Source organism: Streptomyces sp. NPDC055013 (assembly GCF_053608645.1).
Map to the genome: position 1 here is coordinate 259387 of NZ_JBSGVW010000008.1, position 19524 is coordinate 278910.

Below are 19524 nucleotides of genomic sequence, written 5' to 3' on the forward strand. Positions count from 1 at the left end.
CGCACCGCCGAGAGCGGATCTTCCTCGCTTATCTGGACAGTTTCGCCTCAGGAGCCTGGCAAGTTCGCCCGATCGAGTGCGCTCGGTCAGGGGTGCCCGGGAGGCTGCGCGTACTCGTTGGCGAGGGCGCACATTTCCCCGATGTACTGCCTCAACTTTTCCGGGGGCGTGTTGCGGTCGTTGGCCCATTGGCTCCAGAGTCCGCCCGGTTCCAGGAACCCGGCGGCGTGCTTGGTGCCGAGTGTTCCGTCGAGGTGCAGGAGCGCGCCCAGCGCCCAGTGTTGGTCGTATCGGCACTCGGGCCGTCGGAGGTAGTGGTCCAGGTAGTTGGTAAGCAGGGCCGCGTCCTCGGTGGCGCCGAGCAGGGCGAGTGCGATGCAGTAGCCCTGGCCTGCGTAGGTGAGTTCGCTGGCGAGCAGGAGGTCACCAATGCGCTCGCGGAATTGCTCACGGCGGTCCAGCCCGATCATCCATGCCGCGGTGATGCGGGATCGCCAGTTGGGCTGGAGCATAAATTCGAGTTGGGCGTCAGTGACGCTCCGCGAGTCGAGGCCGAGGGCCTGGAGGAACTGCGTGCGTTCCTCGGCGGGCAGCCTGACGAAGTTGCCGTGGAGCAGGTCCAGGTAGCGGCCGGTCTTGGGGCTCGGAGCGGCCATCACGTAGCGGCGGAGGGTGTCGGTTCCCGGGTCGGGCATCGGCTCAGGGAAGGGCATGGACGCATCCTGGCTGCGGCGGACGGGCCGGTCCAGTGGGTTCCCAGGTCACGGATTCTCGTAGGCATCACCCGATGGCTCACCGAGGTCGTCGAGAAGTCCGGAGATGCGGTCGGCGATCCGCTGGTGTCGTTCGATCTCGCGTGCCCAGCCGCGGGCCTCGGCGTCCGCGATCAATTCCCGTTCGGTGCAGAGACGTTCGCGCAGGCGAGGAGCGTACTGAGGTGTGGTGACGAACTTCGCGCAGGTCAGGTAGAGGTCGCACTCGCAGGGACCTTCCTGCGGCAGGCGCAGGCAACGGCCCAGCTCAAGTTCGGTCTTGTAGAAGTTGGTCTTCAGCCAGTCCAGCGCGTCTTGATCGATCTGGCCGGCGCGCAGGGTTTCGGCGAGCGGCCCGGCGATGACGGCGCCGGGTTGAAGGACGGACTGGTAGTCGGCCAGGACGCTGGGGTCCGAGATGTGGGTGTAGGTCATCGACATGCCAGGGCTTTTGTGCCCGAGGACCTTCATGATGGTCTGCATGCGGGCGCCCTTCTCGGCGAGCTGGGTGCCCAGGGTGTGCCGGAAGCGGTGCGCGTGGATCGCGGGTTTGCCTTCACCGTTGAGGATCCCCAGCCCTGTGCAGATCTGGCCAAGGGGGTCGGCGAACAGGTAGTCGGGGTGGGCGAGGCAGCCGTTGCGCAGGAACAGGTAGCGCACTGGCTGTCCGAGGTCAGGATCGTAGATACCCCGGTCGTGCTGGCTGTGCCGCAGCTGGGCAAGGGCGCGGATGGCTTCTGCCGCCTCCTCGTGGACGGGGACGGTGCGCTCCTTGAGGGCCTTGCCGGCCGCAAGCCGCAGCCGGGGAGAGCCGTCGGGGTAGGCATCCAGACAGTCCAGATGCAGCTTGCGGATCTCGGTGCGGCGGGCGCCGCTCCAGCGGGCCACCAGCAACGCGCATCGCTGCAGCGGGCAGGGCAGGGCTCGGATGCGTTCCATGACCGGTTCGAGTTGGTGCTCGGGGATGAAGCGGGGAACTTTCTCGATGCGGCGAGGCATGTCCGCAGCGGTGATCAGCGGTCGGGTCGGGACGTCGTCCCATTCGCCAAGTGCGGCATGGCGGAAGAACACCGCGAGGGTAGAGATGATGCCGGCCCGGTAGGCCGGGCTCAGCGGCTCGTCCGGGTGCTTCATCTTCCGCAGCCGGTTGACCTTCTCCATGAAGGCGACCGCGTCGGCCCGGTTCAGCTGGTCGAGACGGTCGATGTGCGGTCGCTCGGTGTCGAGCCACAGCCCGAAGCGCCGCAGACCGCCGCGGGCGCTGCTCATGCTCTCCGGCCGCAGCACCAGGGCCCGTTCGGCCAGGAAGCGTTCCATCACCGCGTTGATACGCGGCTTGCAACTCAGCAGCAGACGCGGAGCGGCGGGCATCCGTGGGGGCGGATGCCCGATGACGCCTGTGTGGAACAGCGCCAGCCCGGCTCGGTAGGCGTTGGTGCCCCATGCGGCCTGAACGGTGAGCAACCGGTCGGGAGCGATGACCTGGTCCATGCCCGGGACGCGCTGAAGGTGCCGGACGGCATGGCGCATCTCCTCGATGTCGTCGGCGGTGATCGCGCAGATGTCGGGATCGCCGCGGTGCAGGACCAGCCGGATCAGGGCCCAAGGCAGGCGCCAGTCTTCTCGGGAGTCGGCGTGCCCCAGAGCGATCAACCGTTCCTGCAGGTCGTTGACGTGTTTCCGAAAGGGCAGTCCCATCTGATCGGCGACCTGGAACGGCTTGAGCACACCGATGCCCAGCAGCCATCCCCAGTCCAGCCGCAGGCGGCCGGTCAAGCCCAGGTAGATCACGTAGTGGCGGGCCTGGAAGTTGATCCATCCGGTGGTCGCATCGAAGTCGGCGTCCGGGCGGGTGCGGCGACTTTGGTCCTCCCCGTTGCGCCAGCCCAGACGCTGCCGCAGCGGCTGGGCGAACCAGGTCGTCAAGTCAGGAAAGGTGTGCACGAACCGCTGGTGGGAGGAGGCGTGCCGACGCCTTCGGGGTTCGCTGACGTCGAGTCCGGCGATGAACGCGGCGTACTCCCGCATCGGGCAGTGATGCGGCGTGCACGGGTCGGGGGCCGGTGATGAGGCCCGCAGCGGGACGATCGAGCTCACTGCGTCACCTCTCCGATCACCTGGCGGTAGTCCTTGATGACCTCGGGGTCGCTGACCCGGGTGTAGATCTTCATGGAGTCCGGCGTCGCATGGCCCAGCCGTGTCATCAGCGTCAGCTCGCGCATCCCGCCCTCGAACATCCGGGTGGCATGGGTGTGGCGCAGGCTGTGCGGAGTCAGCCAGGCGTCACGGACATCGGCCCGCGTCGCTGCCCGGGCGAACATCCGCACCAGCCCGTCATAGCTGAGCGGTTCGCCGCGGCGCTTGCCCCGCCCGCCCACCAAAAAGACCCACGGGCTGTCGACGTCCGTGGGACGCTCGTGCATCACGTACGCGTTCAACGCCGGCAGAGCCCGTCCTTCCAGCAGGTCGACGACCCGGTCCCGCCGGGACTTCTGCTGCACTCCCCGCGGGTGATCGGGACGCTTGCGCACCGTAAGTCGGCGTCGGCCGTAGGAGATGTCCTCCAACTGCAGCCCCAGCACCTCGCCGGGGCGAAGACCTCCTTCCCACATCACCTCCAGCAAGGCCCGGTCACGGCTGGTACGCAGCTCACCCAGCAGCGCGGCATAGACCTCGGCCGACATGGGTCGCGGCATTGCCTCGACGGTCTTGACCCGCAGCACCCGGCGGACCGGTTGCTGCCGAGCGGCGTTGTCCAGCGCAGGCCGATGCCGTCCCGGTACCCGGGCAGCCGCCTGATCGACGACCTTGACGATCGGGTTGTCCCGCCCGGAGTAGCACTCGCTGGCGATCAGGAACTCGTAGAACGAGGACACCGCTGCCATGACCCGGTTGCACGTCTTCGCCGACAGCACCCGGCCCTCGGCATTGGCGACGCCCAGCTCCAGGCGCTGAGCCCGCCGCGCGGAGGAGACCAGCCGCAGCCACTGCAGGAAGTCCATCGCCCGGGCCGGCGTGAACTCCTGTGCATTCAGCCCCACTTCGCTCAAGAACAGGAACAGCTTCTGCAGGTCATAGGCGTAGGCCCGCACCGTGTGCGGCGAGTACGCACGAACAGCCAGCAGCCGCAGGAACTCATCAACCTCACGGACCGGCTCGCCGGACGCGTCGACCAGACGTACCTGCGGCTTGCCAGGTCCCGAATCCACCACATTCACGACACGCACGGCCGGAACCATATGCCCAACTACCCATACGCACAGTCACCGAGAAGAGGGAACCGTCCAGATAACACCGTCGCCTGGCCCTCCGGACGGATCACCGCTGCTCAAGACCCCGACCAGCAACCTGGGCGCCAACGGGGGCAGCCAGCACCCGGCGAAACGCAAGCAGGGCGGCCACGGCCCGAACCTGGCGGACGAGGTCGAGTGGCTCCTGCCCACCCCGAAGGCCTCGGACGGCATCAAGGGCTCACCCAACCGGCGTCACGGCAACGGGGACTTGACCCTTCCCTCGGCAGCAGCACGCATGCGTCCCACCCCGGATGCCACGCCCACACGAACGACAGGGCAGCGGAAGGGCGCTGCGAGCAGTACCCCGCGCACGCACGCAACGCCGCTGTTCGGGGATCCGGCGCACCAGCTGGACGGTCCGAGATCTGGGGGCCGTACGCCGCCGCGATCACCCGCTGGGAACGCGCCACCCGTCCCGCACCGCGGCCAACCGACGACGCCGGCCGCCTCAGTGCGCGGTTCGTGGAGTGGATGCAAGGCCTCCCTCCCGGCTGGGTGACCGGCACACCCGGACTGGGGCGTCCCGCCCAACTGACCGCTCTGGGCAACGGAGTTGTTCCCCAGCAGGCCGCCCGCGCCCTGCAGATCCTGGCCCCGCCCAGGACCGTATGCCGCCATCGCGCGCCGCGCTGACCTGCGCCTTCTACACCCGTTTCCCGGCCGGGCCAAACCCCCGTTTCTCCGGAACCTCGACACCCCACCCACCAGAACCTGCACCAGGGGTAGCCATGTCCGAATCCGCCCACGAGAGCGAGCCGGTGCGCATACCGGACCACGACCTGGACGACCTCGTCGCCACGGTCACCCGGCTCGTCGCCGAGAGCCGCAAGCAGGGCGAGACGCTCGCCCGGCTCACCGACGACCAGCCGTCCCAGGACGACAGCGAACCGGCCGATCCCGTTCACCCTGAAAGCCTGGCATCGGCCTCCGCACCGGCCGAAGGCAATGCCGACGACGGTCCGGCCTCCGTCTTCATCCTGGCGCTCGGCGCCAAGGCGTACGCCGAAGAACTGGCCGCGCTGACCAACTGGGTGCACAACCTGCTCCTGCCGGTCTACGGACGGGAGATCACCACCGGCCGCCCGTGGTGCCGGCAGTGGCAGGAGCACCCCGAGGCCGTGGCCCGGCTGCACGCCCTCTGGCTCGCCTGGCAGCAACTCACCGACGTCCAGGCCGGCCTCACCGGTCCCTCCACCTGGCACCGCGACCACCTCGACCCGGCCGTGCTCCAACTCCGCACGCCAGACGGCCCATTCGGCGCCTGCACCACCAGTGCGGCCCGCCCCCACCACCGGCTGCTGGCCTCGCCCGAGCCCGCCGGAGTCTGAGATGGCCCACGAGTACGGACCCCCTGCGCCGGACTACCGACTCGACGGCTTCCAAGCCGCAACCGCGCAGATCGAGGACGACTTCTCCTCCGTCACGCTCTCGGACGACCTGTTCGTCTCCTTCTCCGAACACCACAGCGCCGACGGCCGCGACAGCTTCCTGCTGCTATATGACCGGTCCGCGATCTGGGACATCCCCGGGACGGCGGAGTACGTCACCCTGCACATCACCCGCGACATCGAGCAGCGCACATTCGACTTCGCGTCCGAGCGCCACCCCGTCGTTCCGCTGGCGCAGCACTGGCTGATCGGCCGGGGCTGCCCGCAGGAAGCCGCCGAGGGATCCCCCCACCACGGGCCCCGCCCGGCCGACGCGGTCACGGCCCGGCTTGAGGACCTGCTCCGGACCAACCCCGGCAACCGGTACGAGGTCCTCGACCACTACACCGATAACCCGTGCTCCTTCGACGTCGGCGTCGAGGTCCGCACCCTCGTCTACGACAGCCACCCCGACTCGGCGGATGCGCCGTATCGGCTCTTCCTCGAAGAGACGACCAAAGACATGCACACCTACACCGTGCGGGAGGGTGTCTTCGCCAGCGCCGAGGAAGCGGACACGTGGGTCGTGGAGCGGGACTCACCGCTCCCCCTGGCATCTGCCTCACCGGGCGCCTTCGACCGCCGGGCGGCAGCCACCCGCGCTCGCTCCACGATCGGCGGCAAGGGCCTCGCCGTGGCTCCTGCGCCCGTCTCCCCACCGCGATCAGTGGAACCTGCTCCGACGCGCTCCCGCAGGAGCACGCGATGAGCCGGGCACGGTACGCCTTCGCCGCCCATCCCGAGGCTCTGGCCGATCTGCGCGCCGTCCCGGAGAACATCCGCGATCTGGCCCTGCTCGAACTGCAGCACCTGGTCCACGACAACGAACGCGGCGCCGCCCTCCAGCGGGAACTGGCCGGCTGCCACAAGGTCTACGTCGACCCGGAAACCCGCTGGCGCCTGGTCATCCAGTACCGGGACGCTCCCGCCTCCTCCCAGCACAAACGGGAGATCTACCTGCTCGCGGTCGGTGAGCGCCAGGATCATGCCGCCTACCGCGCCGCGGCCCTTCGGCTGGAGCACGAGCGGGCGGCCACGATCGCGTCCCTGCACGACCGGCGCGCCCAAGCCGCTACGGCCCGCTCTCCTGGCCACCGCAGCGGGCGATCGGTCACCGGTACCCAGCAGCCCGCGGCAACGCCCACTGCCACGAACCGCACCACGTCGGAACGCACCGCGCGGTCCCGCTGACGGCGCTACCACCCTTCGGAGAACCCCACCGTGCCCAGCCTCTCCCCCTCACCCACCCGTCACACCGAACTCGTCGACCAGGCCGTCGCCCGCCTCTCACCCCGTTGGACCACCTGGACCCTGCAGACCATCCAGCACCACGGCCCCATGCGCCTTGCCGACATCAACTCCGCGCTCCCGTGGATAGGTGTCCATGCCATGGCCCAGATCGTGCGCCGCATGCAGACGAGCGGTCTCCTGGACCGGCCTCAGTTCGGGGTGTACGACCTCACACCGCTCGGTCACGATGCGCGGTCCGTCCACCGTGCGCTCTCGGCCTGGCACCGTACCCACCTCGCTGACGACGCGGCGTCGCTCGCGGAGGCGGAACGCGTAGAAGACGCACTCGGCCGGTTGCGTGGGAAAGGCGCGATCCCCCTCCTCCATGCCCTCGCGCAGTACGGCCCCCTTCCCAACGGCGCACTGCGAAACGAAGCCACGCTCGCCACCGGCTCGTTCCACTACCGCATCACGCAGCTCCAGACCGACCGGCTCATCACCCGCACGAGCCCCTTCTCCGGCCGAGGCTCCGAGTACACCCTGACGTCCGCAGCCCGCGGGCTCACACCCGTGTACGCCGAACTCGCCGAGTTCGCCCGCAAGGCACTCCCAGCAGCAGCTCACCCGGACCAGCACGGTGCGACAGCTCAGCAGGCCGCACGGGCGAGCGCGGCCGTACGCCGCAGTTCTGCGGCTTCTTCCGAGCTGTTCTCGCACGTCTCCGCCCCCCAGCCGCGCGTCCCGGCGTATGTCACCGCACTCTCCCACCCGTCCCGAACCAGGTGACTCAAGTGCCCGCATCCAGATGCCCCAACACGAGCCGCTCAGCCGCCCGTGCCCCGCCGCCCGAAGGTCGTCTCATGCCCAGTCCCGACCGCCTCGCCCCCGACCCGATTTCGGATGTCCTGGTCAGCCCCGGCTACCTCGCCGGTCCTGGCGACAGCCGCAGCATCTTCAACATCCTCGACCTCGCGTCCGGTTGGACCAAGGCCATCGCCTTCGGTACCGACACCTACTACACCAGTCCGTGCCAGCGCGTTCGCGTCGCCAACGCCGTGGAGAGCTTCTACGGCGGGTGGACCATCTCCTACGCCGAGGACCCACTCGGCGTCCCCGACTGGATCACCACGTTCGACCGCAACACGCCCCACGAGATCGTGGCCGCGTTCACCAAGACCCTCGTCGACGGACTGCACAACAACTTCGCCGACTACCTCAGCGGCGGCCGGCACTACACGGGCATCAGCCCCGCCTCCTTGACCGCGCGGCACCGATGGGAGCCGGTGCACGGCTCCCGACCGTTCCGCACGATCTCCCCCGACGGCCACGCCGCCTACCAGATGCGCGTCGGCTGGCTCCACGAGTACGACGAGCTGCTCACGCCCGAGAAGTCGACGTGGCGCATGTCCGCCGGCACCGACCCCGTGTACTCACCGAGCTGGCAGGCGTTCTTCAGCCGATACACCCCGCAGCACCTCATTGCGGCCTCCACCGCCGCGTTCACGGACCCCGCCCCCGTACCGCGCGCCCTGGACCACATCCCCGACCGCCACCGCTCACTCGTCTCAGTTATCCGCGTGGAGACGGCCGATCCCTGCCCGCGGGCCACAGCGGCACTCGCCCGCAGCGCGAACAGCCTGGCGATGTCCGTACCACCAGGCCCGGCCGCACCGAATGCACTCCCCGCACGCACCAGGTCCCGACGGCAGCGCTAACGCTCTCCTTCCGGTATGACGTCAGCCGTCGTGAGTGCCGAGGTAAGGTCGTGCGGCTTCGTAGAAGCGGGACCGAGCTATTGCAAGCCGCGCACGCAGTTGTTCCCGGTCTTGGATCAAGTTCCGGCGATCGGGATTCATCGCATCGAGAAGCAACTCCTCCTTGTCCTCGAAGGTCAACCCATCCAACTCGTTGAGGGCGGCGGCTGCATTGGTTCGTGCGTTGAGCGTGACGGTGTCGTCGTCACCTTCTGCTGCCTGGATGAGGGCGACAAGAGCGGCCTCAGCAGTTGTCGCATGGCCTGACGAGCCGTTTACCAAGTGCGTCTCACTGTTGCGGAGTTCGCGAAGGCGTCGCCAGGCCCGTTACTGAGGAGCATCAGCAGCGCTCATTCCGTATGTGCCACCGCAGGACTCATTCACCTCGTCGGCATAGCGGACCATTTCCGGAGGGCCGGCCAACTCAATGCTCGCCGACACCTTCTTGAGTTTGAGCACGGCAGAGCGAAAGGCCTGCCCGTCGTCCTCCTCGTAGAGGTGCTCCGCCGCATCATCCACCTCGTCCACTGCGTGAAGGAATGTCTCGTAGGCCGCATGCCGTATCTCGCGAGCTCTCTCGCGCCGTGCGGCCTCGGACTGTGCGGCGACACTCTCACGAAGGGAGCGCCGTTGAAGGGCCGCTGTGTACACGCTAGTTGCAGCTGCAAGAACTGCCGCTGCCATCGTGACCACCTGTTCCATAACTGTGCAGCATGCCGCGACACCACGGATGAGGCGGTGGGAACGTGCATTGAGGAGTCGATAAGGCTTCGGTCCAGCGGCCGCGGCTCACCCTGACGTCGGCCCCTTCCTCGAGAGGCCACGCGTACCCACCCCCTCACACCGATACGTCAGCCTCGGCGTCCACCAGCCGCGCCAACTCCTCGACGCTGAGCACGATCCGCCGCCCGTCAGCCATCCGGGATCGGCCCAACGCCGCCGCCTCGACATCGTCGGCGGCCTCATCACGCATGTGAGCTTCCTCGCTGCCCAAGCCAGCCCTCCCTTGCTTCCGCCCCGGCCTGGCGAACGGCCGCCCCTGCAACAGCTGCCGGAATGGCCGATTCATTCCGCCCTAGTCGGACATCACCCGTCGCATCCGCGCCCAGTTCGCCCACGGCAGACGCACACCGCGGGCGACGACTGGAGACACCGCCCAAGACCATGTCAACGTACGGGAGCCCGGAAAAACCCCAGGTCAACGAAGGGTTCTCTGTCCGTGACGCTCACCGCCACAACCACGCTCCGGCCTCTCGCAGAACCTCCTCCGCCCGCCCTCGGCGAGCGTGAGTGGCTTCTCGAATGCCACTGCGCCCGACCCGTGACCGACCTTCTCAAGGACCAGGGATGGGACGTCGTCACCGACCTGGACTGCAACGTCCACTGCTCCAGCCCCGACCGACGCGTGTACGTGGGTTTCCTCCCCGAAAGCCGGGAGGCAGCACGCGGTGAGCTGTGGCACATCCACGTCACGGACAGCGACGGCATTGGGGCCTGGCGCCAGACCTTCGGACCGGATACCCCGGCACAAGCCGTCGCCGGATTCCTCGCCGCTCTGATCGCCCTCCCCACCCGTTACTGCACCTGCGTGTGACACCCGCTCCGCACTCTCATCGCCCAGGAGACTGTCTTGCCCTACGAGATCACCGTCGGCCAACTGGTTCATCAGCTCCAGACCTTCGACCCCGACCTGCCCGTGTGCCTCGCCATCAACCCCGACTGGCCCTACGCCCACCGCATCGGCCGCATCGTGGAGATCACCGGATCGAACGGAGCCGTATACATCGCTGAAAACGGCCAGGAGGGCGTACTGCCTCCCGCCGTCCGCAACCAGCTGGACTGGGCCGACGTATGACGTGCCGCTCGCGTACACGTCCCGCTGCTCCGCCGATCAACCCCTCCGACTCCTCGCAGCACCTGCTCCTCAGTGACCTGGTCCATCACCCCATGCCGCCGTCGGTGCGCGGCGCACTCCTGCGCTGCGTGCCTCCTCATCCCACCCAGCCGATCCGCACGGTGTGGATAAAGGACGTGGGGCCCGAGCGTCTCCATCCCGGCTCCATCCTGCTCAGCTGGGAGCCCAGCCTCGGAGACGGAATGGATGTGACCGCTCACCTCCGTCTAGCCTCGGCGGAGGTCCTCCTCGCCAGCTGGCCGGACCTCCACGGCGACTGGACCGCCGTCGTACACCCCACCCTTCACGAAGTCATTGGGCTTCACACCGCGCTGTCCGTCGCCACCGACGCGCTGCACCTCGCCAACCGCCTGGCGACCCGCTGACGATCCGTGCGCCGCGAGCTTCCGAGGGCTGCCCCAGGGCTGGGGCAGCCCTGGTGGCGTTGGGACATCGCAGTACTGTCTCGGACCGCCGAGTGCCTTCTTGTCCTGAGTGGGCTAGCACTGCCTGTAGTACGTACGGAAGTTACAAGGCCGCGTCACGAACCGCATTAGGCGGACCGCGGAGTTGCGCAGCCGTGGAACAGGCCCGTGCTTCCGCCTCTTGCTGCAGGCCGAAGCCGCCTAGTCCAGTGAACTCACCTGTCGGGTCCGGCAAGCTCTTCGGTCAGGGTTCGGAGCACCTCAAGGCTCGGTGCCGCCTGGTGGAGGGTTTGGGAGCTTCTGCCACTGGCTTCCGCGAGCTGTCCCAGGCGTTCGTCCAGCTTCTTCACAGCACGGGACTGAGCCACGGCGTCGCCGAGGAGCAGTGCGCCAGCAGCAACGGCGATAGAAGTCGCGGGGAGCGAGATCGAGGTTCCACGAAGTCGACCTAGGGTCACGGACTTTCCTGCCAGCGCTTTCGCGGTGGCCGAAGCAGTTGCCGCGATTACTGTGTCTACCGCCGAAGACGGCAAGCTCACGTTCTTCGACGCGGGCCGGAACTGGGCACGGATGCTCTCGTCAAGCTGGCCGAGCCGGCCATGGACGTCTTCGACCTCAGCACGGAGCTCGGCGGTGGACTGAGTGATGCGCTCGGCCAGGGTCCTGGCAACATCGGGCTTCTTCTTATGAAATTCGAAGGCGATCTCGGCGAGTCCGAACTGGACCGTAGCCGCGTAGCACTTCGCCATCAGGTCGAGGTACAGGATCGCCTCTTCCACCGCCTCCTTACTCAGGCTCTTCTCCGCCTTACGTGGGGACTTCTGCTCGGCGTTCTCCAACCTCGTGACCGCATCCTGAAGATGGCGCAGGCACTTGTGCCTCGCATCACCCAGGCTGTTCCTCGTGACCGAGAAATCGCTCGCCTCGACGCCACGCTCGCCGTGAGCACGCAGCCGCGCGACCAGATCCTCCACCTGCTCGACGACATTCTCGACAGCACCGGTCTGGTCGGTCCGCAAGTGCTCGTGGATCTCGTCCAGCCCCTGCCGGATGGCCTTGATATCCCGGGCCATCTCGGCCGTCTGAGCTTGAGTCGCGATCGCACCCAGAACGGCGGCCCCACCCGACATGGCGGCGACACCCGTGGCGGGACGGATACGCATCAGACGCGTCACTCGGCCTCGGTCGTTACGGATAGCGCTCTGGATCCAGCCCCCTCCCTCGGTGATCACCTTGCCGGCCCTCATCACCTCGCGAGAGGTCTGGTCGAGTTCGACCAGACGGGCGGTCAGACGCTGAGACTCAATGAAGGACCGGACACCAGGGTCCAGTGTCCGCACGAGAGCCGCCCATTCGCCGGAGGTGAGGTCAGCAACCCAGCGCCCCCAAGGTGAACGCTTCGTCTCAGAGGGGGCACCGATCACGACGGCTCTATCCTCCGCCACACAGACGACGATCTCTTCGGACTCATCGCTCAGCGACACTTCGTGCAGCCCCCTCGACCGGACTCGACACCCCGGCCGATTGTAGGGCTGGGTCCCGACATATTTCGGGCAAACGAATCAGCATCGCCACCTCACGCACCGCCACACCCCTGTGGTTGGTGCTCTCTCCCCGCCCGAATTCCCCCGAAGATCTTGAGCTTTCGGAGGGGCACTCGCTGACCTGCGCAAACACCGGCCGGGCGGGTTCGCGTATCCCCCACGGGCGGCCACTGGAGGGGCGCGAAATGGTGCCCCCTGCAACGCAACGTGGCGTGAGCGAGAAGGGCATCCGTTGGGGTGGACGCCCTCTCCGCTGCCGCAGCCTGACCAAGCCGGTGAACCTAATCGGTCAAAAGCACTAGCCCGCCCGGTTCAGAAGGCGTGCGCCATCAGCTCCGCGAACAGCGTGTGCTCGTCGACCTCGAGGCCCCGCGAGCGGAACCAGCCGCAGATGTTGGCGCAGTCCCGCTGGAGGAAGGTCATCCCGTTGAGGTTGCCGACCAGGTCGACGATCTGTGGCAGGTCGATGATGACCAGCCGCTCGCCCGCCGCCGGGATGTTGTACGCCGAGAGGTCGCCGTGCACGAGGCCGCTCTGCACCATCGTCGCGAGCGCATCGGTGAGCTGCTCGAAGTACGCCGCCAGCAGGTCGGGGGAGGGCCGAGTCTGGGCGAGCCGGGGCGCGGTCGCGTCGGCGCCGTCCTCGTCGACGACGGTGATCCACTCCATCAGGATCTCGGTGCCGTCGATCTGGACGGGGTAGGGAACTGGCAGCCCGAGGTTCCAGAGCCGCACCAGCGCATCCCACTCGGACACTGCCCACTCGCCGGCCGCGACCTGCCGGCCGAAGGTGCTCTTCCGCTTGAGGGCCCGCTCGTCACGTGAGCGCTTCATCGAGCGGCCCTCGGTGTAGGACGCGGAGCGGTGGAAGGTCCGGTGCTCGGGAGAGCGGTACCGCTTGGCCGCCATGACCACGCCGGCGGCGGGGTCAAGCGGGTCGGCGCGCTCGACGAGGTGGACGTCGGCCTCCTTGCCGGTCTTGAGGACGCCGAGCTCGGTGTCGATCGCGCCCTGCGAGGTCACCACCCAGTCCGGTAGCGGCTCGGGGCCTCGGCAGAGGGGTTCGACGCTGAGCCAGGTCGACCAGCGCTGGCCGTCCTCGAGGTCGTCGTAGGAACGGAAGTCGAAGACGAACCGGTCGTCGACGTCGCCCAGGTCGTCCGGCTGCGGGACGTAGCGGTAGGGGTCGGTGATGAAGTCGTCAGGAAATGCCGGGTGCTGAGGGTGCTGCGAGAGATCGTCGCGAGACATCGGTGGAGGTGCTCCATGAGGCGAGAGGGAGTCGGTCTGCGGGCAGGCCGAGGACAGTCGTAGTCACGGTCGTGCCTCCTCTCGTGAAGCACCGGGCAGCTCCCGGTGTCTCGCCCATGGTGAGGGCGGACACGGGGAGCGGCAACCGAATAAAGTGGGCCCGCGACGAGGGGCCCAGCGGTGCCGTAGGTTTCCGGAGTGATCCTCCGTACCGGGCTCGTCCCGCCCTGCTTGGGCTGACGCCACAACAACCCGCCGCGGGACCGGCCGCTCCCCGGCACTCGGGACATCGTGCGCTTCAGCTCACGGCCGTCGGCTGTTCCGCAGCGGCGAGCACTGATAGCGCAGCCCCTTGCCCACGATCCGGAACCGCTCGCGACCGGCCGCCGAGAACGGGTTGGGCAGCTCGAACACCTTACGGTGCTCCGGGTCCAGAGCAGCGGTGATCAGCAGGATCCGGTACCGACCGCCACGCGCGTGGGTGCGCGCGGCATCCACCTCGGACGGCCCGAGCTCGAACTCCACTCGACTGCCCACAGGTTCGCTCAGCGCCTTCACCTCGTACAGCCGTGTGGTGTCACGCCACGCGACCTCGAAGTCGTACCCCAGGCTGTCCGATGCCTCCCGGTCGCCGTTGATGACGGCGGCGTACCCCGACCGCCAGCGCACCTCGGGGTAATGGCGCTGGAGCCAGGCCCGTGCCACGACCTCCCCTACCAGACCGATGGCCGACCGCTGGTCCTCACTCACCTGGTGCAGACGGGCCACGACCACCCGCGACGTGCCGGAACTCCCGCCCCGCCTGGGCTGGGGCACCGGCGCGACCGTGTCCAGGCGTACCTTGCCGGACTGGGCGAGGAAGGCCTCGTCGACGGTTCTGGAGGCTAGGTCCGCGATGGCGGAGAAGTGGTCTCGTCCGACGGCGACCTCCTTCTCGCCGATCATGATCGTGGCCAGGCGCGCCCCGCGTGATCCGGCGGTGCCCTGCGCCGGTCCGGTCCGGGGCGCCAGGTCGGCGGGGGTGAGGCCGAGGAGCCCCGCGTCGGTGGTGAGCGGCATGCCGGTCGGCCAGCCCACACCGCGCCGCACCACGTCGAGCAGTTGTTCCTCGCTCAGCTCGATGAGATCGCTCAGGCCGGAGCCGTCGAGGAAGGTCCGCGCCTCCAGCAGGGGCGCGCCCTGCCAGCCGGCCGGCACGGGCGCTCCGTGTCGGCGGCACCAGGCGGACACGAGCCGGGCCAGCGCCGGAACCAGGGGGTCCAGTGCGGCGGTGTTGAGTTCGCGGAGCCGGTCGACGGGCGGGAGATCGGTGGTTCGGCCGAGATCGTCGTCGGCGCCGTGCGAGCGCAGCCAGGCCTGTGCTCTGACCCGCATCTCATTCTCGGGCGGGGTGACGAACCGGGGCAGCCAGTCGGGGTCCGGCAGCAGGTCGTGGAGTCGACGGGCCCCGGCGTACGCGGAGAGGTCCGCGCCGTCGCGGGCCGCCACCACGTACCGTTCCCGCAGCCGGTCCACCAGGGTGCCGGCGTGGCCGCGTACGAAGTCGCCGAAGGCCTGCTCGTGGAGATCGGGGTGGGAGTAGGGGGCGTAGCCGGGGCCGAGCGTGTTGAGCGCCTCGTTGAACCGCTGGAAGTCCAAGCCCAGTTCGTTGCGGAGTTCGGCCGGTGTGGTGCAGGAGCGGGCGAGGGCGACGAGTTCGGCGGCCGGCACGGGCAGCGAGACGGTGTACCGGCCGACGATCTGGACGAGTTCGTCCTCGCCTGCCGCGCGGTCGAGCGCCCGCGCGCTCTCCTCGTCCCATGCGGGGCCGAGGAGACAGCACAGGGCCGGGCGCAGCAGCCGTACCGTGTCGTGCACGTCTCCTGTGAGATTGCGTCTGATCTCGGCGACCTTGGCCTCGGTCGTGTCCAGTGCCATCGCCAGGGTGCGGTCGTCGATCCTTTCAGGATCATGGGTGTCGAGCTGCCGTTCCAGCTTGACCAGGACCAGCTCCAGCGCGTCCTGCAGCCCCGGCCTGCCCAGCAGTTGGGCGAGCGCGGACGTGCACGCCTGCAGTTCGTCCCAGCCCTCCTCGCTGCGCCAGACGACGACCGTGGGATGGTTGGCGTCCGGCAGCGGCAGCGCGCGGGTGGTGGGCGGTGGTTCGGTGAGCACGCCCGAGATGACGACCTCCACAGCGTCGGCCCGGACGACGCGCACGGTGCGCAGCCGCTCCAGCAGGGCCCGCACACCGCGCTCGCTGCGGCGCAGGAACGACCCGGACTTCAGTTCCACGGCCAAAGCCACCACAGTGACGAGCCATTCCCTGCCGTCGATGAGGGTGTCGGCGTGTCCGGTCGGAGTGATCGGTCCGCCGTCGCGGTCGCGGACCTGCACATCGGTCGCCGACGTGCGCAGGGTGCGGATGCCGTGCGCGTCGGCCATCTCCACGATGGCGTCCCCGCTCTCCGGTCCGGCGACCAGGACGGGATGGCCCGCCAGTTCGACGAGTGCCTCCTTCAGCGGCGCCTGCTCGTCGCAGACGTGCACGAGCGCGTCCTCGGCCGTCGGAACGAAGGTCCCGAGGATGTTGCCGCGACTGACCACGAGCCGTACCTCCTCGCCGGTGAGCCACGGCCAGCGCGTGTTCTGCGCGAGGTGCGACCACGCCCGCCCGTAGTGCTTCTTGAAGGGGACGCTGAGGTGCGTCGGCACGTCTCCCCGGTGGAGGATCTCGGCGAGGTGCTTGACGGCCGCTCCGGCGTGCCGAGGGTCCTCCCAGCTCCGCAGCCCGCACCCGCGGAGCCTCGCGGCCGCGGCCTTGTCGGCGAGCAGCCGCCGGGTCTGCAGCGGCAAAGAGGGGACGAAGCCGGGCAGTTCCCCGTCGGTGCTAAACCACGCCTCGCCGGGGGTGACGAAAGCCGGGCCGTCCGACTCGGCGTCCTCCACCGGAAGCCAGGGCGTGCTGCGGAGGAAGGACGCGAACGGTGTGGGCCAGGAATGCTCGTCCCTCTTGTGCGGGTGCTCGGGCCTGTACACGGTGACGTCGAAGACCTCGTCGCCCCAGGTGCGGAACCCCAGGATGAGTAGCTCGGCGAACTCCCGCCGTGTGGTGGGGCCGAGGTCCGCCACCTCGGTCGCTCCCGGGAGATGGGCCAGTGGCCGCTGGAACGCGTAGGGCGTCCACGGGTGGGCGAACTTGGTCCACCGGGACCGTACATCCGCCGTCCATACAGGCCCCAGGGCGTCGCCGAGGCCGAACCGCTGGGCCAGGCCACGGGGTGCCAGATCGTTCCCCTGCTGGGCTCCCAGGCGGTCCCCGACAACGGACAGTCGCAGTCCGTCGACCACGCCGATGGCCGTGAGGAATTCGAGGTACGCCTGCCGGTCCCGGACCGGCGCGGGCCAGTCGTCGGGGCCGCTGATCCAGTGGCGCCGCTGGTCCGCCAGCTCGGGGATCCGGGAACCGCCCGCTTTGAGGAATCTCTCCAGCCGCTGCGCGCCTTCGGTGCCCCAGCCCGGTGAGTAGGAGCAGCGTGCCGCCCTCGCCCAGCCGCCGTCGGCGAGCGGCACCCGGAAGGCGATCCGCGACAGCCGGTCGCGCTGCCCCGGCGTGAGCGCCGGGAACTGCCGCAGGGCGAAGGTGAGGGCGTCGCGGCTGAGGGCCTCCGAGGGCCGTGCCCCGAGCAGGTCGTGCAGCGCGTCGAGGACCTGGTCCAGCTGGTAGGAGCGGACCAGCCCGCCCCGCAGCAGGAAGTCCCGTCCGGGGCTCTCCCAGGTGATGTCGGGGTGGGTGAAGGCGATACGGCGGCGCAGCGCCTTGAGGTCGCCGGGGACGCGGGTGCCGACGTCGTCGTGCTCGTCCCCGGGGTGGAAGAAGACGGTGCCTTCCTTCTGCCCCTTCTTTCCCTGCTCCGCCGCACCGCCGAGCGCAGGCCGCAGGCCGCCGTCCTGGTCGAGGACGATCCGCCGCCCCCGCAGCGCGGTGTGCTGGCCGGTGAAGGCCTGGGCCAGGTCGTTGTAAAAGTCCGCCCAGCGCGGGCTCGGCGTCTCGCTACCTTCTGCCCGGATCTCCTCGGCCACCGCCTCGGCCCAGTCAGCGGTCCTGACCAGCGGAGGACGGAGGGCCCGGGAGACGACCGCCTTGGCCAGCCGGTCGGCACGGGCGTGCCGGACCTGGCCTGCGGAGGCGGCCAGCAGATGGGCTCCGGCCCGGGCGAGCGCCCCGGCGGTGAGGACGCGCCAGGGGCGTCGGCCGTCCGGCCAGGCGTAGGTGTCCCGCAGGGTGCCCCAGGACTCCCTGCCCTCCAGAGGGAGGAACGGCTCGACGGCGAGCCGCCCGTCCACCGCCTTGCCGAGGCGGGCCGGGGCGTCCCAGCACATGAGGTCGAGGACGAGGTCCCCGGCACGGGCGTGCGGGGTCTCGGTACGCAGGCGTCTGGCCGATTCCACGCAGAGAACTGCCAGTTGGTCGAGCAGCAGATCGTTGAGGGCCACCGCCTCGCTGATGTCGAGCCGGGCGAGCTTGGTGAAGAACGGCGCGTGGGCGTGGCCCGGGAACGGCGCGGAGGACGCCTCCGACATCGGGATGAAGGTGTACGTCCGGCCGTTCCGCGACAGCGGCCGGTCCAGTCGGAGCGCAACACCTACCCACGCCTCGCCCTGCCAGTCCAGCCATTTCGCGTCGATCCCATGGACGTCGACGCTGCGCTCGATCGCCACGCGCAGCGCCTCGGCGTCCAGGGTCCGCCGTGCCAGCAGATACCGCCCGGCGTCACCGAGGTCGACCTCGCTGATCCAGTCCGCGGTCCGGGACGCGACCAGGTCGCAGGGGCGTTGGGCACGTGACAGCACATGTCGTGTGCCGTCCTCGGCCCCGTCGCGGATCTCCACGACCAGTTCCCGTACGCGGTCGAGGAAGAGCAGCAGGGGCGCCTCGTCGTCCACCACGTTCTCGGCCTGCGCCACGACGAGGCTCCAGGCGTGGTCGTTGCGCAGCGGCAGTCGTACGACGGTCGCGTAGCCGTCCGCGGCGAGTTCCTTGAGCACGGGGTCAGCGGCCTCGGCGGGCACCGGCAGTGCCAGCGGGGAGACGTCCTTGATCACCCGGGCGGCGAGGGCCGGGTCGTCAACGACGGCGTGGATGTCGTCCGGTCGGGCGAAACGGAAGCAGTAGCCGTCGAACGAGTCGGAGGCGGGCGACGCCTTGGAGTAGATCTCCGGCCAGTCGGTCAGCTGGAGCACACTGCGGAAGCCGAGCCCCTTGTTACCGATGCCCTCACCGGCTTCCTTGCTGGAGAGGGCCAGTTCGGTGATGGCCTTGAAGTTCTCCACGGTGAATCCGGTGCCTTCGTTGGCGACGTACAGGACACCGCCGCCGTCCTCGTGGCGCGTTGCCAGCACTGCGATCCTGCCGGTGCCCCCCGCGGCCAGGGCATCGTGTCCGTTCTGGATGAGCTCCAGGATCGTGCGGCCCTCGTACTCCTGGGCTGTGTCCTCGCTGACGGACTTCAGGCTCTCGGCGAAGCGCCAGTCTTCTCCCGCTCCGTCGAAAATCTCGATCCGCCGGCGTGTCAGGGCGGTGATCGCGTCCCCGAACCCCGCCCCTGATCCGCTGTCCCTCATCGGTGTGATGGCCGTTCCCCCCTCGCTGAACCGGCATGCCTGTGCGTGCCTGCCGGGAATCGTGCTCATCAGTGTGTCCGGAAGAGGACACCAGCCACGTTTTCCGGCCAATTCCTTGAAAGCTCACATGCCGTGCGAGAGGGGGTGGGGCCCGCTCGGTCCCATGCGACGCCCGGGCACCCTCAGATGTGGTGAACGGCGGGACGCCCGAAAGAAGCTCTTCGACAGGCCGAATTGTCAGAGGCGGGTGCTAGGTGTATTGATCACGAGCGTTGTTAACGCGGCGCGGTCTTGATCGTGGCGAAGGCCCCCGTGTGTGGTGGAGGTGTCGAATCTTCACCGGACGGAGG

The 19524-nt window shown here is 68.9% G+C and carries 17 protein-coding genes; 8 read left to right on the top strand and 9 right to left on the bottom strand.

The window, feature by feature from the left end; all coding sequences use genetic code 11:
* Positions 1-86 precede the first annotated feature (86 nt).
* From ACWGDB_RS13660 to ACWGDB_RS13670, 3 genes are read right to left on the bottom strand one after another with little or no spacing between them, the layout of a single operon-like run.
* Positions 87-713, bottom strand: coding sequence for a DUF6000 family protein (locus ACWGDB_RS13660; protein WP_453822584.1), 627 nt, complete (start codon positions 711-713; stop codon positions 87-89).
* 48 nt (positions 714-761) lie between these two features.
* Positions 762-2849: a tyrosine-type recombinase/integrase gene (locus ACWGDB_RS13665; protein WP_453822585.1), complete on the bottom strand. Its 2088-nt coding sequence runs from the start codon at positions 2847-2849 to the stop codon at positions 762-764.
* Positions 2846-3979 carry a tyrosine-type recombinase/integrase gene (locus ACWGDB_RS13670; protein WP_453822586.1) on the bottom strand — a complete coding sequence of 378 codons (1134 nt, stop codon included), beginning with the start codon at positions 3977-3979 and terminating at the stop codon, positions 2846-2848. Before ACWGDB_RS13670 ends, ACWGDB_RS13665 begins: the two co-directional genes overlap by 4 nt.
* Positions 3980-4773: 794 nt before the next feature.
* Between ACWGDB_RS13670 and ACWGDB_RS13675 the strand changes: the two genes are divergently transcribed.
* The 5 genes from ACWGDB_RS13675 (at position 4774) to ACWGDB_RS13695 (ending at position 8417) form a co-directional block, all read left to right on the top strand.
* On the top strand, positions 4774-5373 hold the full coding sequence (locus ACWGDB_RS13675) for a DUF4913 domain-containing protein (protein ID WP_453822587.1): 600 nt from the start codon (positions 4774-4776) through the stop codon (positions 5371-5373).
* 1 nt (position 5374) lies between these two features.
* A complete protein-coding gene (locus ACWGDB_RS13680; protein ID WP_453822588.1) occupies positions 5375-6181 on the top strand; it encodes a hypothetical protein in 807 nt (268 codons plus the stop codon).
* On the top strand, positions 6178-6663 hold the full coding sequence (locus tag ACWGDB_RS13685; RefSeq protein ID WP_453822589.1) for a type II toxin-antitoxin system RelE family toxin: 486 nt from the start codon (positions 6178-6180) through the stop codon (positions 6661-6663). Before ACWGDB_RS13680 ends, ACWGDB_RS13685 begins: the two co-directional genes overlap by 4 nt.
* Positions 6664-6693: 30 nt before the next feature.
* Complete coding sequence (locus tag ACWGDB_RS13690; protein WP_453822590.1) at positions 6694-7488, top strand: winged helix-turn-helix transcriptional regulator; 795 nt, start codon at positions 6694-6696, stop codon at positions 7486-7488.
* A 74-nt stretch (positions 7489-7562) separates the two neighbouring features.
* Positions 7563-8417 carry a DUF317 domain-containing protein gene (locus tag ACWGDB_RS13695; RefSeq protein ID WP_453822591.1) on the top strand — a complete coding sequence of 285 codons (855 nt, stop codon included), beginning with the start codon at positions 7563-7565 and terminating at the stop codon, positions 8415-8417.
* Between the two features lie 21 nt (positions 8418-8438).
* Here the strand turns inward: ACWGDB_RS13695 and ACWGDB_RS13700 are convergent, their stop codons facing one another.
* The 3 genes from ACWGDB_RS13700 to ACWGDB_RS13710 all read right to left on the bottom strand — a co-directional run bounded on the left by ACWGDB_RS13700 (position 8439) and on the right by ACWGDB_RS13710 (position 9429).
* A complete protein-coding gene (locus ACWGDB_RS13700) occupies positions 8439-8738 on the bottom strand; it encodes a hypothetical protein (RefSeq protein ID WP_453822592.1) in 300 nt (99 codons plus the stop codon).
* 45 nt (positions 8739-8783) lie between these two features.
* Entirely contained in the window at positions 8784-9158 is a 375-nt protein-coding gene (locus ACWGDB_RS13705; RefSeq protein ID WP_453822593.1) for a hypothetical protein, read from the bottom strand.
* 136 nt (positions 9159-9294) lie between these two features.
* On the bottom strand, positions 9295-9429 hold the full coding sequence (locus tag ACWGDB_RS13710; protein ID WP_453822594.1) for a hypothetical protein: 135 nt from the start codon (positions 9427-9429) through the stop codon (positions 9295-9297).
* A 348-nt stretch (positions 9430-9777) separates the two neighbouring features.
* Here ACWGDB_RS13710 and ACWGDB_RS13715 point away from each other — a divergent pair, with 348 nt between their 5' ends.
* From ACWGDB_RS13715 to ACWGDB_RS13725, 3 genes are read left to right on the top strand one after another with little or no spacing between them, the layout of a single operon-like run.
* Positions 9778-10050 carry a DUF317 domain-containing protein gene (locus ACWGDB_RS13715; protein WP_453822595.1) on the top strand — a complete coding sequence of 91 codons (273 nt, stop codon included), beginning with the start codon at positions 9778-9780 and terminating at the stop codon, positions 10048-10050.
* Positions 10051-10086: 36 nt separating this feature from the next.
* Entirely contained in the window at positions 10087-10311 is a 225-nt protein-coding gene (locus ACWGDB_RS13720) for a hypothetical protein (protein WP_453822596.1), read from the top strand.
* Positions 10308-10736, top strand: coding sequence for an esterase (locus ACWGDB_RS13725; RefSeq protein WP_453822597.1), 429 nt, complete (start codon positions 10308-10310; stop codon positions 10734-10736). The genes ACWGDB_RS13720 and ACWGDB_RS13725 overlap by 4 nt, the downstream gene beginning before the upstream one ends.
* 254 nt (positions 10737-10990) lie before the next feature.
* Here the strand turns inward: ACWGDB_RS13725 and ACWGDB_RS13730 are convergent, their stop codons facing one another.
* The 3 genes from ACWGDB_RS13730 to ACWGDB_RS13740 form a co-directional block, all read right to left on the bottom strand.
* On the bottom strand, positions 10991-12259 hold the full coding sequence (locus ACWGDB_RS13730; RefSeq protein WP_453822598.1) for a hypothetical protein: 1269 nt from the start codon (positions 12257-12259) through the stop codon (positions 10991-10993).
* 372 nt (positions 12260-12631) lie between these two features.
* Positions 12632-13570 (bottom strand): serine protein kinase RIO, encoded by a 939-nt coding sequence (locus tag ACWGDB_RS13735; RefSeq protein ID WP_453822599.1) that lies wholly within the window; start codon positions 13568-13570, stop codon positions 12632-12634.
* A 303-nt stretch (positions 13571-13873) separates the two neighbouring features.
* The gene (locus ACWGDB_RS13740) at positions 13874-19174 is read right to left on the bottom strand and encodes a sacsin N-terminal ATP-binding-like domain-containing protein (protein ID WP_453822600.1); all 5301 of its coding nucleotides are present in this window, start codon (positions 19172-19174) and stop codon (positions 13874-13876) included.
* Positions 19175-19524 lie beyond the last annotated feature (350 nt).